Here is a 16,966-nt window from a genome sequence, read left to right on the forward strand (position 1 = left end):
ATGGCGCCCTTCCGGTCAGTCCTGGTTGTCGTCGGCGTCGCGCAGCGCCGGGTCGTCGAGCAGCGGCAGATCGCTGCGGGTCACCAGCTGCGACGACACCGCGTACTCCACCAGTCGCGCTCGCCGGTTGCTGGCGAGCTTGCCGACGCCGCCGCGCAGCCCCTGCACGCCCATCCGGTCGAGCTTGTCGCAGACGTTGTCGAGCTTGCGGTTGAACCGGCTCATCGTCCAGCCGAGCCGGGCCGCCGCTGCGCCGCTGGAGGGCAGCTCGCTCACGCCCACGCCGTCGCGGCTGAGCATCGGCTCGGCGAGGGCGACGATCAGCAGCTTCTGCAGCTGCGTGAGGCCGACCGGCATGACGGTCGTCTCCCCCGACGAGCGGCGCCGGTGCTCGGTCGACATGGCGAACGAGGCGTCCTGCGAGTGGAGGCCGAGCTCGTACGTCGTCGGTCCGGCGGTGAAGACGATCGAGCACTCGGAGAAGACGATCGGCAGGCGCGCACCAGGCGACAGCCAGGACTGCACCGCGCCACCGCCGGAGGAGATGGTCGCCGACAGCCTGGAGCCGAGGTTCGAGAGCCACCACAGGCCGTCCTGGTTCCGGAGCTCGAGGAACTCGCGATGCAGGTACTGGTTGTCGTCGACGGTGAGATCGCCCTCGCGGCCGATGACGAACGGCTGCGAGGGGTCGAGCGTGATCCACTCCCCCGCGAACTCGAGCTTCAGCTCTGGCACCTGCTCAGCCATTGACGCACCCTTCCGTGTCGTTCGATGACCGCCCGTCCGAGCGCACCAGTCGCACCAGGATGCACGACTCGCCGTCACCGTCGCGCTCGAGCGTCACCTCGGGCGCACTGGTCTGCGCCGTGACGGGGTCCCCGTCGCTGCGCTCGTAGCGGTACTGGAACGCGTCGCCGGTCTGGGGCTGCGCGTTGGTCCAGGTGAAGCGCACGGTGTCGCCGTCCACCGTGCCTCCGACGTTGATGGGGGCGGAGGGCCGCTGCGGCGCGGCAGGCGGCGCGACCGACTGGCTCGGGTTCGCCGGCGGCGCGGGCTGGTTGCCGGTCGTGAGGGCGAGCGCGACGATGCCGATGCCCAGCACGGCGACGACGCCGGCGCCGACGATTCCGAGCACGGCGCTGCGCCGGGAGCGCGGCTGCTCCGGCGGCGCTGCGGCTGCGGCCGGCTGCGGCGCGTCGCCCGCCGGCTGCCTGCGGACGGTGGCGTCCGACACCGAGGAGCCGGTCGGCGCAGCACCGACGGACTGCGGCTCGCCGGCATGCGGGTCGACCGAGATGACGCCGCGGATGCGGGTCGCACCCCCGTCCTCCTCGTCGACGACCTCGGGATCGAGCGAGTCGTCGAGCACGTCGAGCGGCGTGACCGGCAGCGCCATCTCCGCCTCGACCTGCTGCAGGGCGCGCCCGAAGGCGACCGCGCTGGCGTGCCGGCGCGAGGGGTCGGGCTCCATCGCCGCGGCGAGCACGGCCTCGAGCCGCTGCGGCACGTCGTGGCGTGCCAGCGGCGAGATCTCGCCGCGCTGGATGCGATCGATCAGGTCGACACTCGTGTTGCTGCCGCCGGGCAGCTCGAACGGCGTCCTGCCGGCGAGCAGCGTCGACAGCGTCGCGGCGAGTGAGAAGACGTCGGATGCCGGGGTCGACCTGGGCGGCTCGAGGAAGGCCTCGGGCGGCGACCACGGGATCGACATGCCGCTCGCGTCGTCGCCGACGCCCGAGCTCGTGGCGATGCCGAAGTCGGTGAGCGCCGGACGGTTGTAGGCGGTCACGAGGATGTTCGCCGGCTTGATGTCGCGGTGCAGGATGCCGGCGCGGTGCGCGGTCTCGACGGCGCCCGCGATCTGCACGCCGAGCGCGAGCACCTCCGGCACCGAGAAGCGGTCGCGGCGGTAGCGCACGCCCAGGTTGGGCTTCGGGCAGTACTCCATGGCGAGGAACGGCCGACCGTCGGGCGCCACCGCCGCCCCGAAGATGGTCACGATCGACGGGTGGCTCGAGAGCTGCGCCATCACGTTGGCCTCGTGCCGGAAGTTCTCGATCAGCTGCCGGTTGACCGCATCGGGCAGCAGCACCTTGACCGCCACCTTCCGGGCCGGCAGCAGCTGCTGATAGAGGAACACGTCGGCGAAGCCGCCGGAGCCCAGCAGCGACAGGTAGTCGTAGCCGGGCAGCTCAGGAGGTGCCGAGGGTGCGCGCTTGGGGCTCACGGCGCCGGCTCGATCGTGACGACTTGCGCGTCGCCCAGGTCGAGGCGATCACCGAGCTGCAGGATGGTGGATGCCTCGGGCCGCAGCCGCTGCGGTGCCGCGCCCTCGCGCAGCAGCAGGGTGCCGTTGGTCGAGCTGAGGTCGATGGCGACGAGGTTCCAGTCCTCCATACGCAGCTCGATGTGGCTGCGCGAGATGTCCTCGCCGGGGCTCTCCACCGTCACCAGGCGGGGCACGCGGCCGTCCTCGACCCGGCGCGAGCGCGGACGACGGCCGATGACGACGCCGCGGCCCAGCGGCACGCGCTCACCGGAGGTGAGCACCGCGACGGCGACCTCGGGGCGGCGGCGCTGCGCGGCGGAGCCCTCGTCGATCGCCGCGCCGCACTGGCTGCACTGCGGCGTGCCGGGCGCGTTGACGTGGCCCTCGGGGCACAGCGTCGAGAGCACGAGCGGTCCGGTCGCCGGCGGCGTCGCGAGCTCGCGCTGCGAGCGCTCAGCCCTCAGCTCGCGGGCTCGATCGGCGGTGACGGTCATGCCGTCGTGATCGCCGAGCCCGGCGTCTGCGGATGCGGCCGGTGCCGCGGGAGGGACGGCTGCAGCCGCGCTCGTGGGCGCTGGCGGCTCCGCCGTGACGGGACGGGCGCTCGGCGCTGGGCGGGTGATCGGCGCAGCGGTCGGCGCAGCGCTCGGCGCAGCGCTCGGCGCGGCGGTCGGCGAGGTGGTGGACTCCGTCGGCGGCTGCGGCGCGGAGTCGATCGCGCGCACGTCGACGGCGGGCTTGATGAAACCGGGCACCGAGTCGATGAGCCCGCCGATCGGGTTGCCGGCGTCGGTGACGAAGGGACGGGCGGACTCTGGCTGCTCCGCGGGGGCTTCCGGCTCCGCCGGCGCTGCCGGCTCCGCGGGGGCTTCCGGCTCCGCCGGCGCTGCCAGCTCTGCGGGGGCTTCCGGGTCCGCGAAGGCTTCCGGCTCCGGAGCCTCTGCCCTCGCCTCAGTGGCGGCGGCCGGCGGCAGCGTCTGGCCGAACGCGCCCATGCTCGGCGCAGCGGGGGCAGGGGTGTCGGCGACGGGAGCCGCCTGCGCGTCGTCGGCCGACGCATCCGCCGGCCTGGGTGCGACGCGCACGGCGGCCACGCGGACCACCCCGCCCTCGAGCGGCAGCGTGGCGCCGTCGAGCGCGCCGAGGCCACCGGCGGCGATGCGCTGCCCGTCGCCGAGCTCGTCGAGCGACCACTCGGCGCCGAAGCGATCGGCCAGCGGCGACGCATCGGCGGCGGCAGGCACGCCGTGGCGACGCAGCAGCAGACGAGCGCCATCGACATCGACGAGCGCGATGAGTGCCGTCAGCTCCTGCTCGATCACGGCGCGCAGCCCTTCCAGCGATGCCACGGAGGCGGCCTGGGCGTGCAGCTCCGCCGCGCGAGTGGGAGCGAGGTCGCGCTCGCACACCAGCACCACCCGGTCTGCCGCGATGCACCATGCCTCGCCTGGCGCGTACTCGACGCGCGCGCTCTGCGTCCATCCGCTCATGGCCGCACCTCCGTGGGGATCGTGTCGTCGAGCGACTGCGCATGGGTGTCGAACAGGTCCTCGTCGGCGAGGGACACGGCATCGACGTCGACCACGACGACGGAGACGTTGTCGGCCGCGCCGGCATCGAGTGCCCTGCGCATCAGCAGCGCGGCGGCTGCCGCGGGCGAGTGGACATCGCGCAGGATCTGCTCGATCTCGCCGTCGTCCACCTCGCCGGTGAGGCCGTCGGAGCACACCAGCAGGCGCTGCGCGTGCTCGGCGGGCCGCAGCCACACGTCGGCAGGCTGCCGCTCGCCCGCGCCGAGGGCGCGCGTGATGACGTTGCGGTGCGGATGCCGGCGGGCATCGGCGCGCCGCAGCGCACCGGTCTCGACCAGCTCCTGCACCACCGAGTGGTCGACCGTGACCTGCTGGAGCTGCCCGCGCTCATAGAGATAGGTGCGGGAGTCGCCGATGTTGAGGATGAGCCAGTGCGCGACGCCGGCCACATCGACCAGCACGGTGCCCGAGAGCGTCGTGCCGCCCATGGGCTCGCCCAGCGAGCGCTGCTGCACCGACTCGAACGCGCGCTCGACCGCATCCTCGACGCATTCGACATCGGCGAGCGTGCGGCCCTTCAGGCTGCGGAACGCCTCGATCGCGAGCGCGCTGGCGACATCGCCGGAGGCGTGACCCCCCATGCCGTCGGCGACCACGAACACCGGGAACGAGGCGAACACGGAATCCTCGTTCACGGTGCGGCGCATGCCGGGGTGCGTGGCGCCCGCCCAGCGCAGCGAGATCGACGGGTGGCTGAAGCGGAACTCTCCGACGGTGCTCACGATGCCGCTCCTGCCTCGACGGTGACGGTGCGATCGCCGAAGCGCACCACGTCGCCCGGCATGAGCGCGAAGGGCTCCCCTGCCGTCAGCTGGTGCTCGGCACCGCGGCGGACCACGCTCGAGCCGTTGGTCGAGGCGCGGTCGACCGCCGCGAGGGGATCCGCGGTGATCAGCAGGTGCGTCTTCGAGATCGAGCGGGTGTCGTCGACGAACGGCAGCAGGTGCGCGACCACCTCCCCGGCGGCCGGCGACGGGTTGCGGCCGATCAGCGCGGCGCCGGTGATCGCGAAGCGGTCGCCGTTGTCGAAGGCGAGCGTCGCGGCGGCAGTGGCGGCGCGCGGGCGGGCACGGGTGGCCTCGAGATCCTCGTCGTCGGCTACCTCGATCCGGCGCACGGTGCGATCGTCGATCTCGTCGTCGAGATCGGGCTCGATGACGGTCTCGTCGCTGATCTGGCTGGCGGCGCGGGGGGCGCGGGGCTGCGGTCGCTCGGCCGTCGGCGCCTGGGCGGCCGGCACCTGGGCGGCCGGCACCTGCGCCGGCGGCGCGGCCGCCGAGTGGGCCGACGGAGCCGCGTGGGCTGCCGGGGCCGACGGCGAGCCGTCCCTGCCGGGGACGCTGTCGACGATGCCGTCAGCGAGCGGGCGCGGCGCGCTCGGGGCGGGCTGCGGCGCGGAGGGCCGCGCGCGGCCGCTGAGCTCGCCGGGCCGGTAGCCGCCCAGCCGGGCGCCGCCGGCGGGCATGCCCGGCAGCGTCTGCGTGGGCGCGGGCTGCTCGGCATGGGTCGGCAGGCCGACCTGCGTCGCGGCGCCGGGCTCGACGGGGCGCGCTGCGCCGACGACGCCCGAGCTCACCCGGGCGCCGGGGCGGTAGGCCTGCGGTGCGCTCGCCGACGGGGTCGCCAGCGACGGCAGCTGCGACTTGGCCGCCTCTGGGACTGCCGCGATCGTCTTGCGCGCCACGCGCATCCGCTTCTCGTGGTACGGATTCAGCCCGTGGGTGATGTCGACGAACCAGGTGCCCGCCGCCTTGTCGAGCCAGCCACGGCCGCGCTTCTCGCCGTCGAACAGCGGCGAGATGAAGAACAGCACCGGACCGATCAGCGGCACCAGGAAGATCAGGTAGAGCAGCAGGCCGCGCAGCAGCGCGCGGCGGAATGTCGGCTTGGCCAGGGTGACGACGTTCACGCTGCGGATGCCGACGAAGGCCTTGCCCATCGTGACGCCGCGGCGGCCGTGCAGCGCGAGCTGCGTGATGCAGAAGGCGAGGGTGAGCACGAACGACAGGCCCGCGGCGAGGATCATCCAGAGCAGGTTCGGGTGGCTGACGAAGCCGGCGGGCGTCAGCGCACCGGTCGCGAGGGCCAGCAGCGAGGGCAGCGCCACCAGCCAGTAGGGCAGCTGCAGGAGGGCGTACACCGAGAACTCGATGATCGAGGCGAGCGCCCTGCGCCCCAGCGGCGCGGGCCGGATGCCGAGCGCGGCCGCGTAGGCGGGATCCGGGCGCCCGTCCTCGTCGAGCCCCTCGATCACCTCGCGGCTCTCGTCGATCTCCCAGATCATCGGCGCCTCCGCTCTCTCCTGCGTCTCCGGAAGGACCGCAGCGACAGCGCGCCCAGCAGTCGCTGCATCGGCTTCGCCTCCATCCGCATGCCCTTGACGCTCCGCTCGACATCGAGCCAGAAGGCATCGACATCCTCCTTCGGAGGATCGCCCGGGCCGAAGACACCCTCGTCGACGAATTCGCCGATCTCGCTCGCTCTCGAACGAGGGTAGCGATCCTCGACGGTGGCTGCGACTTCGCGCCGGGTGACGCCCGCGGGCACCGGCAGCCCGAGGTCGACCGCATGGTCGACCACCTCGTGCCAGCCGCCGGAGAGGCGATCGCTCTCGCGCTCCGCGCGGTAGCGCCTCCGCCACCGCGCGGCCTTGATCGCGCCCACGACGATGAACGGCGAGGCGAGCAGCAGGATGAGCAGCAGCGAGCCGCCGCCGATCCACAGCCAGATGACCCAGGAGGCGTCCTCGACCTCCTCGTCCTCCTCCTGCCCCTCGTCCGCGACGGTGTCGGGCGACATGTCCGCCGGCTCCTCGGGCGGCTGCGGCGGCTGCAGCACCTGCGGCTTGGGGTCCGGTTCGGGCTCGGGCTCGGGCTGGATGTCGTCGTTGTCCTCCGGCGGCGTCGGGTCGAAGCGCACCCAGCCGTAGCCCTCGAAGGGCACCTCGACCCAGGCGTGCATCTCGCCGCCGGTGAGCTCGACCGGCTGGTCGCCACCCGGGAAGCCGTCGTCGGGATAGAGCCCCATGACGACGCGTGCCGGCACGTTGATGCGGCTCAGCGCCAGCGCGAACGCGGTCGCGTACTGCTCGTCGTCGCCGACCAGCACGTCGCGCTCGAACATCGCCTGGAGGCGACCGGCGCCGTGCCCGGCGAGCGAGGGGATCTTGTCGTCCTCGAGCCCGTGGCTGAAGCTGCCGTTCTGCATCAGCCGCTGCATGTTCTGGATGTTCTCGAGCCGGTTCTGGCCCTCGTTGCCCCAGGTGGCCACCCATGCCTGCAGCAGGTCGGGCACCACCACCGGGTCGGGCACCTGCACGTCGGTGATCGTCGCGTCCGCCAGCGCCTCGTGCTCGGGCTGGTCGGGCACGATCGCCTGCAGCTCATAGGAGTCGCCGGCACCCAGGCCCTCGAGCGCGATCGCCGTGCCGGTCTGGCCGTTGTAGTGGAGCGAGCCCTGCAGCGCGTCCTGCCGGGCGCCGCCGAAGTCGAGCGACTGGATGTAGCCGACCTCCGGCACCCAGATGCCGGTGTAGTCCTGCAGCTGCACCTGCACGGTCGCGGGGGTGCCCGACTGCTGCACGAGGACCTCGTCGCCGATGCGGGCGAAGGAGCCGGAGCCCGACTGCTGGGTGCCGGCGACCGCGTAGACCGTGCCGTCGTAATAGTCGAAGGTCGCCAGGCGCAGCCTGGCGCCCTCCGGCATGCCGGTGACGGTCATCAGCGTCGCGTCCTCGAAGTTCTTGTGCCAGTCGCGGAAGCCGGCGAGCGGGCTGGGGTACTCGGCGAGCTCGATCGGCGGCTCGACGGTGTCGCGCAGCACCGCGCGACTCGCCGGCTGGATCGGGGCGCTCACGAGCCCGGCGACGAGCAGTGCACCGGCGATCATCGCCACCGCGCCGCGGGTGCGCTGCCTGCGCGCGCGACCGCGGAAGCGGCTGTCGCCCGTGACCTCGACCTCTTCGTTGAGGCCGGTGCGCCACTGCGCCCTGCGCCATGCCCACCAGGTGATGATGACGCCCGCGACGACGAGCCCGAGCGCGGCGGGCCAGAAGGCGATCTTCGTGCCGAACACGATGCCCACGATCAGCGCGACGACGCCCGGGATCATCGCGAAGGCGGCGCGGCGGCGCAGCCGCATGGCGAGCACGGTGGCGAGGGTCGAGGTCACCAGCAGGGTCAGGAACGGCACGACGAGCAGGCTCGGGAAGCCTTCGGCGGGCGGCTCGGCCGTCAGCAGGCCCTTCCACGAGAAGACGACGCCGAGCAGCAGCTCCTGCCACGCCTCGAGCGTCGGGATCACACCGCCGATCGTCTTCCGCGGCACCGCGAGCGCGGGGCCGAACAGCACCAGCGCGAGCACGACGCCGGCGGCGGTCATCAGCCAGCCCCGCAGCGGCCGCAGCGAGGTCGCCACGCCGACGGCGATGCCCAGCAGCGTGCCGCCCAGGCCCGCTGCCAGGTAGGCGACGCCGCCGAAGACCGGGCCGAACGACAGGGTGGCGGCGAGCCCGATGAGGAAGATCGCCGCGCAGTCGACGACCGCCTGTCGCGGGGTGCGCGGCAGCAGGGGCTCGTCCTTCATTGCAGCGCCACCCCTCGCATCACGCGGGGCAGGTCGCTGACGCTGCCGATGGTGGCGAGCGAGACGTCGCCGATCGGCTGCAGCCGCGGCTTCGCGCCCTGCACGACCGTGAAGGCGATCACGCGCGCCTGGGAGGGCAGCAGCGTCCGTGCCCGGCGCACCATCGCCGGCTCGACGTTGGCGCCGGCGTGCAGCATGATCACGGATGCGCCGCCGTGCTGCTGCGCGATCGTCGCCGACAGATCGAGGAAGCGGTCATGCCGCGGCGACCATTCGACGCCGGAGAGCGCGTCGAGCAGCCGCTTGCCGGTGGTGGCGGGCAGCGTCTGCTTCGAGGTCTGCACCACGACATCCATCTCGTCCCTGACCGCCTGCAGGCCGAGCGAGCCCAGGACCGAGATGGCGGTCTCGAACTCGGCCGGATCGGCGTAGTCGTCCGGCGAGGTCGACAGGCCCAGCGCGAGCACGCTGCGTCGCGTCTGCTCGAACTGGCGCACCATCAGCGTGCCGGTGCGCGCCGAGGACTTCCAGTGGATGTAGCGGCGGTCATCGCCCGCGACGTAGTCGCGCAGCGCGTGGAAGGCGATGTCGCTGCTGGTGAGGTCGCGGGTGGTGATGCCCTCGAGGTCGCGGATGAGACCCGGTGCGGTCTCATCGAGCTGCACGGTCTTCGGGTGCACGAAGAGCTCGACCGGGTCGGTCCACTTGACCTGTCGGCGCAGCAGGCCCACGGGGTCGCCGCGCACCGAGCGCACCGGTCCGACCTGCAGGATGGTGCGGCGGCTGGTGGGGATGGCGAAGACGTCCTCGTGCACATCGCCCGGCTTCATCCTCGGCAGGTGGAAGGAGGCGAGCGCCTTGCCGACCGGCACTTCGATGGTCGCCGGCAGCAGCGGCTTCTGCGAGGCGGAGTGGATCTCGATGCGACCGAGCGCGCGCTCCCCCACGACAACGCGGGTGTAGGCGAGATCGAGCTCGATCCGGTAGCGGTTGCGACCCACGATGAATGCGATCGCGGCGGCCAGCAGCAGCACGCCGACGATGCCGATGACGATGAGCTCCTTCCACCCCAGCGCGAGCCCCAGCCCCAGCGCCACGAGGGTGCCGGCGATGACCGCCCAGCCGAAGCCGGTGACGGGCTCGAGCAGCGGCCACACCGTGCGCCGCAGCCAGCCGCCGGCCCTTCGCAGGCCCGCGTGGACGACCGACTCGTCGCCGACCACGCGATCGGCGACGCGCTGGATCGGCGTGCGCTCGCGCTGCACCGTGCGACGCAGCCGGGTGGTGTCGGATGCGGTCGTCGCGGTGGCGCCACCGGTGCCGGTGTCGGGGTCAGGGGCGGGTGCAGACGTCGCCCGCTCGGGCGCCGTCGTCATGCAGCGTTCTGCCGGTCCTGCGGTGCGGCCACGTCGGCGATGGCGCGGTCGATGACGCGGTCGCCGGTGACACCGGAGAACTCGGCCTCCGGGTCGATGACGATGCGGTGCGCCCAGATCGACTGGGCCAGCTCCTTGACGTCGTCCGGCAGCACGAAGGCGCGACCCTTCGCGGCCGCCCACACCTTCACCGCGCGCATGAGCGACATGGCGCCGCGCACCGAGACGCCCAGGCGTGTGTCCTTCGAGTCGCGCGTGTGCTCGGCGAGCTGCGCGACGTAGTCGAGCACGGCCTCGTCGACATGCACGGTGGCGGCGAGGTCGATCATCTCTGCGATCGCGCTGGTGGTGATCACCGGCTGCACGCCGGCGGACGCGTTGCGGTTCGAGGCGCCGGCCAGGATCCGCACCGTCTGCTCGCGCCCCGGGTAGCCGATCGAGGTCTTCATCAGGAAGCGGTCGAGCTGCGCCTCCGGCAGGCGGTAGGTGCCCGCCTGCTCGATCGGGTTCTGCGTCGCGATCACCATGAAGGGACGACCCACCTCGTACGGCGTGCCGTCGACCGTGACGCGGCCCTCCTCCATCACCTCGAGCAGCGCCGACTGCGTCTTCGGGCTCGCGCGGTTGATCTCGTCGGCGAGCACGATGGAGGCGAAGATCGGCCCCTTGTGGAACTCGAACGTCTGCGTCTTCTGGTCGTACACGGTGACGCCGGTGACGTCCGAGGGCAGCAGGTCGGGCGTGAACTGGATGCGGTGGTTGGTGCCCTGCACCGTGGCCGCCATCGACTTGGCGAGCTGCGTCTTGCCCGTGCCCGGCGCATCCTCGAGCAGCAGGTGGCCCTCCGACAGCATCGCGGTGAACGCAAGGCGGATGACGTCGTCCTTGCCGAGCACCACGGTGCCGACGTTGTCGACCAGTCGGGTGAAGGTCTCAGCGAACCAGGTCGCCTGCTCGCGGGTCATCGATGCGCTCATCGTCGGTCCTTTCGTCGGGTCATGCTCGCGCTCACGGCCAGTTCTCCCGTTGCGTGCTCCAGCTCTCGCCATTGGCGTAGAGCACCATCCATCCCTGACCGCTGTAGCCGGACATGCAGAAGGTGTACTGGTTGCGGGGGCTCGTGCCGTTCGCTCGCGGGGCCGTCCAGTTGCCGTCTCGGAACATCCCACTCGATGTGGAGTGGCACTCGTAGCGGTACAGCTGGCCCTGCACCAGGTTCGACCAGTCCAGCACGTAGTTGGTGCCGGTCTGTCCGTTCGGCGCGGTGACGTTGCCGCCGCGGCTGAGCGAGAGCTGCGGGGGCGGCGCCTTGGCGAATCCGCAGCCGACGATCGGCTCGCTCTGCGTGCCCTCGGTGTCGAACACCCGCACGCGGATGCATGCCTCGTTGCCCGGCTGACGCGACATCGAGAACTGGCCGCTCGCCGCCGGCCGCACCGTCGTCCAGCCGTTGCCGCCACCGTCGAGGACATACTCGAGCCGGTCGAGCGGACGCCCGTTGGTACCGTTCGGCGAATAGTGGAACGTGACCTGATTGACCTGCCCGGTCACGGACGCGTTCGGCGTCGGGGGCGTGCCGAAGGGTCGCGCCTGGCCGGATTGGCGCGTCCACGCGCTCGTGTAGGTCTGGCCGTCGATGACGGCGACAGCCTGCACTTCGAGCGCGTACGGTCCGCCGCGGTTGTTCATGCCGGTGTACCAGCTGCCGGAGCCGAGGATCTGCGTGCCCGCGCCGCCGCCACGCACCTGGAAGGTGACCTCGTCGGCGCGCAGGCCGTTCCGCGAGCCGGGGGTCCAGGAGACCTGCACGCGCTGATCGCCGTCGACGGTGGTGACACCGGACGGCGCGTCGGGCGCCGTCACCGCTCGTCGCGGTGCCGACGCAGGCGACGCGTCGGAAGCGCCCACATCATTGGTGGCGACCACCTGGAAGGTGATGCTGCTGCCGTCGGCCGGCACGTTGGAGAAGTTCGCCGTCGTGCCCGAGACGGTCTGCGTCAGCCCGGTCGAGGAGGTGACCGTGTACGCGCTGACGGGATCGCCGTTGCCGTCGGCGGCGCCCCACGTCACCGTCATCTGCACCTCTCCAGGGATGGAGCGGTCGATGGTCGCCGAGGGCTGCCCGACGGGGAACGGCCGTCCGGCCGGGACCGCCTCGCGAGAGTAGGCGGAGAAGTCGCTCGGCTCGACCGCGAGGTTCACAGCCTGGACACGGAACGTGTAGGCGGTGCCGTTCGTCAGCCCGGTCCAGGTGTAGTTCAGCCCCTGCACCTGCTGCGACACCGCACCGTTCGGCGCGGGTGGCGAGATCTCCACGTTGTAGTACTGGATGGGCGAGCCGTTGTTGGTCGGCGCGACCCAGGTGAGCGCCACCTGCATGTCGCCGCGCTCGGCCTGCGGCGGCGCCGGCTGCTCCGGCCGCACGTCAGGGCGTGCCTCGCGGGATGCCGCCGAGGGGTCGGAGTCGCCCACCTCGTTCTGCGCGATCACCTGGAACGTGTAGGTGACGTTGTTGGTGAGACCGTCGATGACGCACGTGGTCGAGGCGCACTCCTGCGACACCGAGCCGTCGGCGGAGCGCACCACGTAGCCGGTGATCGGCGCACCGTTCGAGGCCGGCGGGGCCCAGGTGAGCGTGACCTGCGAGTCGCCGACCGCATCGACGTTCGGCCGCGGCGGGGCGTCCGGACGGCCCTTGACGTTGAGCGTGAGGGTGCCGTTGACCTGCCGCTGCACGAGCTCGGTCGCATCCTGCACCGTGTAGCGCACGGTCAGCACGCCGGAGAAGTCGGGACCCGGCGTGACCGTCACCCGCCGGTCGTCGTTGGAGACCTGCCCCTCGCCCGCCACCACCTCGGCGGCCACCACGCGAAGCGGCAGGCCGTCGTTCTGGAAGGGGTTGAAGTCGTTGTCGATCACGTCGGTCGTCAGCGCGACGCCCTGCGTCGCCTCGCCGCGGTCGTCGCGCGCCATCGCGACCGGCCGGTTCGTCGGCACCACCTCGACCACCACGGTGCCCGGCGCCTCATTGCCGTGCGGGTCGATCGCGACGATCTGGAAGGAGCCGGTCGTGCCCGGCGGGGTGCTCACGCCGGCCGTGGCCGAGAACACCGAGCCGCTCAGCGAGGTCTCGACACCCGACATCGAACCGCCGCGCAGCTCGAACTCCATCGCGTCCATATCACCCGGATCGGGGTCGGTGGTGGCGCTGCGCAGGTCGAACGTCGCGGCGTCCTCGCCTGCCACCGGCCGGATCACGGCGCCCGCGAACACCGGTGCGATGACGCTCGAGGGCGTCACGTCGATCGGGATCGTCAGGATCGCGGTGTTGCCGTCCGGGTCATCCGGGCCGTCACCGTCGGTGACCTCGAAGGTGATCGACCCAGGACCGACGTAGCCCTGCGGCGACCGGAACTGCAGGGTCTGCGTGTCGACGATCCAGCCCGTCTCGTCGCTGCTCACCGCCGAGACCGAGTCGCCGGTCGTGATCCGCGGCGGCGCGCCGTTCGACGTAGTGACATGGTCGCGCAGAGGAATCTCGCGCAGCACGCCGGACGGAATCTGGATCGGCTCCGCGTCGGTCAGGAACGGCGCCCGCTCGCGCACCGGCGGCACCGCCACGAACGCCTCGGCGGTCAGGCCGTCGAGGTCGGTGACGCGATAGGTCACCACCTGGAACGCGTCGCTCGGCACCACCTGCACCCCGCCGTCGACGACCGTGCCGGGTCCGGTGACCACGGAGACCACCAGCTCGCTCGGGTCTCCATCCGGGTCGAGGTCGTTCTCGAGCACCGGCACGTCCAGCGGCACCTCCAGCTCGACGCCGTCCCGCGGCAGCGGGTCGTCGCGAGCGATCGGCGCCAGCAGCTCCGCATCCTCGGCCACCGTCAGCAGCACCGTGCCCGTGGTGGACGCGCCCCGCGCATCCGTCGCCGTGTAGGTGAACTGGTAGTCGCCCTCGTCCGCCGGCGAGCGGAGGTCGACGGTGTGGCGCTCGGTGTTGACCTCGGCGTCACGCAGCTCGTCCGGCAGCTCGAGCCCGTCGGCCTGCAGCGCGAGCGCATCCTGATCGGGGTCGGAGTCGTTCTCGAGCACCGCGATGGCGACCGATCGGTCCGGCCGCACGGTGACCAGGTCGACCTCGGCGAACGGTGTCTGGTTCACATCCGCTGCCTGCGCGATGCCGATGATCACGGTGGCGGTGCCCTCTGCGCCCCAGCGGTCGCGCACCCGGTAGATGAACTCGACCGTGCCGGAGCTCTCGGGGAAGGCCTGGAAGTCGAAGTAGTCCGGGCCCACCTCGGGCAGGATGCGCCCGCCGTCGGGACCGGTGTCGTAGCCGACCAGCTCGACGCCGTCGCCGTCGGGGTCGATGCCGTCGAGCGGGATCGGGATGCGCACGGTCGAGCCGGCCAGCACCCGGGAGGTGACGGTCTCGGGTGCCGGTGACGCGTTCTGCTCCGGGTCGCGCGGCACGATCGTGAGGGCGACGGTCGCCGAGTCGCGGTTGCCGTGCTCGTCGGCGATCTCGTAGGAGACGGTCGCGCGCGTCGGCGCGTCGGCGAGCGCGTGCACCCGCAGCTGCCCCTCGGAGATGAATGCGACGCCCTCTGCCTCGGAGGCGAAGCTGGTGTCGACGACCTCCTCGAGCAGCTCGAAGGGCGTGCCGTCGGGCGAGAAGTCGTTCTGCAGCACGTCGACGGTCGCGTAGTCGCCGGCGCGCACGGTCGCGGTGTCGTCGACCGCCTTGGGCGCGCGCGGCTGCGCGGGCGGTGCGACCGGGATCACCTCGACGGTGCCGGTCTCGGTGAAGCGCCCGTTCGAGACCGTGTAGGTGAACTGGAAGGGCGCGTCGAGGCCGTTGTCGCGGATGCTGACGATGCGGCGGTCGCGCAGCTCGACGGAGATCGGGGCCGCGCCCTCGATGGTGAACTGCTGCACGACCAGCACGCCGCCCGCCGGGTCGACGTCGTTGGCGAGCAGGTCGACGAGCGCCGTGCCCTGCTGCGGCAGCAGTGCGGTGTCGCGCACCGCGACCGGACGTGCTTCCTCGTCGGGCGTGCGGATGTCGATGCGGATGCGGCCCAGGCTGGAGAGCGGACCGTCGGCGATCATGTAGGTCAGGTAGTGCGTGCCGACCGGGCCCGAGAGCACGCGCACCGTGCCGGTCGCGGCATCCCACTCCATCTGGACGCCCTCGGCCGGCTCGACCGACGCCAGCCGCAGCGGGCGGCCGGAGGGCGAGTAGTCGTTGAGCATCGGGCGGATGGTCGCCTCGCGGCCCTCGATGGTGCTGATGAAGTCGGCGTTCGCCAGCGGCGGCGCATCGCCGCGCTCGCGCACGTCGACCTCGATCTCGCCCGTCGTCTCGCTGCGGCCGTCGGAGACGGTGACGGTGACCGTCTGCGCGCCGACGTCGCCGGTGGCGGTGTAGATGAGGCGCCCGGAGGGGTCGGTCTGGATGGTGTCGCCGGAGTCGGTGGTGGCACCCGTGAGGTACATGTCGTCGCCGTCGGGGTCGACCCAGTCGGACAGCACCTGGTACTCGTACTCGCCGCCCTGCTCGACCGCGAAGGCCTGCGCGCGCAGCTGCTCGGGCACCGAGTTCTCGCCCTCCGCGCGCACCTGCACACGGACGCCTGCCGTGTCGATGCCCCCGCGGCCATCGGCGATCTCGTAGTTGAAGGTGAATCCGCCGGTGAAGCTCTCCGGCAGCTCGAGCTGCAGCTCGGAATCGTTCGAGACCGGCGCGACCTCCACGCCCTCGGGAAGATCGCCCACCACGCGGGCGGTGAGCACGTCGCCGTCGGCGTCGCTGTCGTTCCACAGCACCGGCAGGATCGTCGAGCGGCCCGGACGCGCGCCGAACTGATCGTCGTTCGCGTCGGGCTCGGTGTTCTCCTCGTTGAGCGGCGGAGGCTGGTTGGTCAGCAGGTCCTCGGTCGACTCGGAGTCGTCCTCGTCGCTGGTCTCGTCCGACTGCTCGGGAACCAGGTCGTCCCAGTTGTCCACCAGCACGAGGGTGTCGGCGAGCAGCCAGGACGAGCCCTCCTGGTACTGGTTGAGCACGACGGCGTCACGGTTGATGCGGAACGTCGCAGGCGTGCCGTTCATCTCTGGCACCTGCTGCTCGCTGCGCTCCTGGCCATCGCAGTCGCGCAGGAACTGCGCACTGCCCGTCCAGACGGCGTACACGCATCCGTTCAGCTGCACCGGCCGTACGGCCTCGCCGCCGCCCTCGCGCTCCTCGACCTCGGCTGCGCCCCCGCCGAGCGGCTGCCGGATGAGCTGCGTCGGCGCGGTCACGATCACGTGGTCGGAGGCGTCGCCGACCAGCTGCACCGCGGCGCCCTCCGGCACCTCGACGGCGCCGCCGGGCACGAGCAGTGTCGCGGTCGCGCGATCGAGCACCACCGCCTCCTTGCCGACGGCCGTGACCATCGGCTCCTGCATGGCGCTGAGCTCGCTGCGCTCGCGCACGACGGGCTCGGCGAAGCCGCCCTCCTCGAGCTGCGAGATGGTGAGCTGCTGGCCGTCGCGCGGCGAGACGGCGTGCACGGTGCCGTCGCGACCGACCTCGATCGCTGCGCCCGCGCCGAGCTCGGCGATCGGCTCTGTCGCCTCGACCGAGAATGCGGTGAAGTCGCTGAACTCCATCACCCACAGCATGCCGTCGGAGGGGTCGAGGACCGCGACGATGCCGCCGCCCAAGGCGATGCGGCCCTGCGGGGGCAGCGGCACGCTCGAGCCGAGGATCACCTGCAGGGTGTCGACGACGATGGCCTGGGATGCTTCCTGGTTGTGGAGCAGGACGTGGTCGCCGTCCTGCAGCACGTCGAAGCTCGCGGTCGGCGACGTGAGGCCGGCGTCGAGCTCCTGCGCCTGGATGTTGATGCGGCCGAGCTGCTGGCTCTCCGTCTTCGTCACCCAGACGCCGCCGTCGTTCAAATCGACGTCGGTGGTGGTGAAGCCGTCGTAGGTGAAGGCGAGGATGCCGAGAGCGACAGAGACGGCAGTGACGAGCGCACCCGCCACCGTCGACTTGCGATGGCGCGTGATCCACCGAAGCAAACCGGCATCCCCTTTCCGGGCCATCGCGCGCGCAGGAGGGTCTGCGGCGTCAGCGGTGGCTCCGCATATTGTGC

Annotated in this window: 9 protein-coding genes; all 9 read right to left on the reverse strand. The window is 72.1% G+C overall.

Annotated elements, in window-relative coordinates:
- Nucleotides 1-15 precede the first annotated feature (15 nt).
- Genes BM288_RS03600 through BM288_RS03640 form a run of 9 tightly spaced genes read right to left on the reverse strand, consistent with a single transcriptional unit; the run spans nt 16 to nt 16,892 of the window.
- Nucleotides 16-735 carry an FHA domain-containing protein gene (locus tag BM288_RS03600; protein WP_404799683.1) on the reverse strand — a complete coding sequence of 240 codons (720 nt, stop codon included), beginning with the start codon at nt 733-735 and terminating at the stop codon, nt 16-18.
- Between the two features lie 4 nt (nt 736-739).
- Nucleotides 740-2,227: a serine/threonine-protein kinase gene (locus tag BM288_RS03605; RefSeq protein WP_092915908.1), complete on the reverse strand. Its 1,488-nt coding sequence runs from the start codon at nt 2,225-2,227 to the stop codon at nt 740-742.
- Nucleotides 2,224-3,759 carry an FHA domain-containing protein gene (locus BM288_RS03610; protein WP_092915910.1) on the reverse strand — a complete coding sequence of 512 codons (1,536 nt, stop codon included), beginning with the start codon at nt 3,757-3,759 and terminating at the stop codon, nt 2,224-2,226. Before BM288_RS03610 ends, BM288_RS03605 begins: the two co-directional genes overlap by 4 nt.
- Nucleotides 3,756-4,583: a PP2C family protein-serine/threonine phosphatase gene (locus BM288_RS03615; protein ID WP_092915912.1), complete on the reverse strand. Its 828-nt coding sequence runs from the start codon at nt 4,581-4,583 to the stop codon at nt 3,756-3,758. Before BM288_RS03615 ends, BM288_RS03610 begins: the two co-directional genes overlap by 4 nt.
- On the reverse strand, nt 4,580-6,145 hold the full coding sequence (locus tag BM288_RS03620) for an RDD family protein (RefSeq protein ID WP_092915914.1): 1,566 nt from the start codon (nt 6,143-6,145) through the stop codon (nt 4,580-4,582). Before BM288_RS03620 ends, BM288_RS03615 begins: the two co-directional genes overlap by 4 nt.
- A complete protein-coding gene (locus BM288_RS03625) occupies nt 6,142-8,445 on the reverse strand; it encodes a transglutaminase TgpA family protein (protein ID WP_092915916.1) in 2,304 nt (767 codons plus the stop codon). The genes BM288_RS03620 and BM288_RS03625 overlap by 4 nt, the downstream gene beginning before the upstream one ends.
- Complete coding sequence (locus BM288_RS03630) at nt 8,442-9,821, reverse strand: DUF58 domain-containing protein (protein WP_092915918.1); 1,380 nt, start codon at nt 9,819-9,821, stop codon at nt 8,442-8,444. Before BM288_RS03630 ends, BM288_RS03625 begins: the two co-directional genes overlap by 4 nt.
- Nucleotides 9,818-10,798 (reverse strand): AAA family ATPase, encoded by a 981-nt coding sequence (locus BM288_RS03635; RefSeq protein WP_092915920.1) that lies wholly within the window; start codon nt 10,796-10,798, stop codon nt 9,818-9,820. Before BM288_RS03635 ends, BM288_RS03630 begins: the two co-directional genes overlap by 4 nt.
- A gap of 31 nt (nt 10,799-10,829) precedes the next feature.
- Nucleotides 10,830-16,892, reverse strand: coding sequence for an Ig-like domain-containing protein (locus BM288_RS03640; protein ID WP_143103002.1), 6,063 nt, complete (start codon nt 16,890-16,892; stop codon nt 10,830-10,832).
- Nucleotides 16,893-16,966 lie beyond the last annotated feature (74 nt).

It is taken from the genome of Agrococcus baldri (assembly GCA_900114805.1).
In the GTDB taxonomy this organism is placed as follows: Bacteria; Actinomycetota; Actinomycetes; order Actinomycetales; family Microbacteriaceae; genus Agrococcus; species Agrococcus baldri.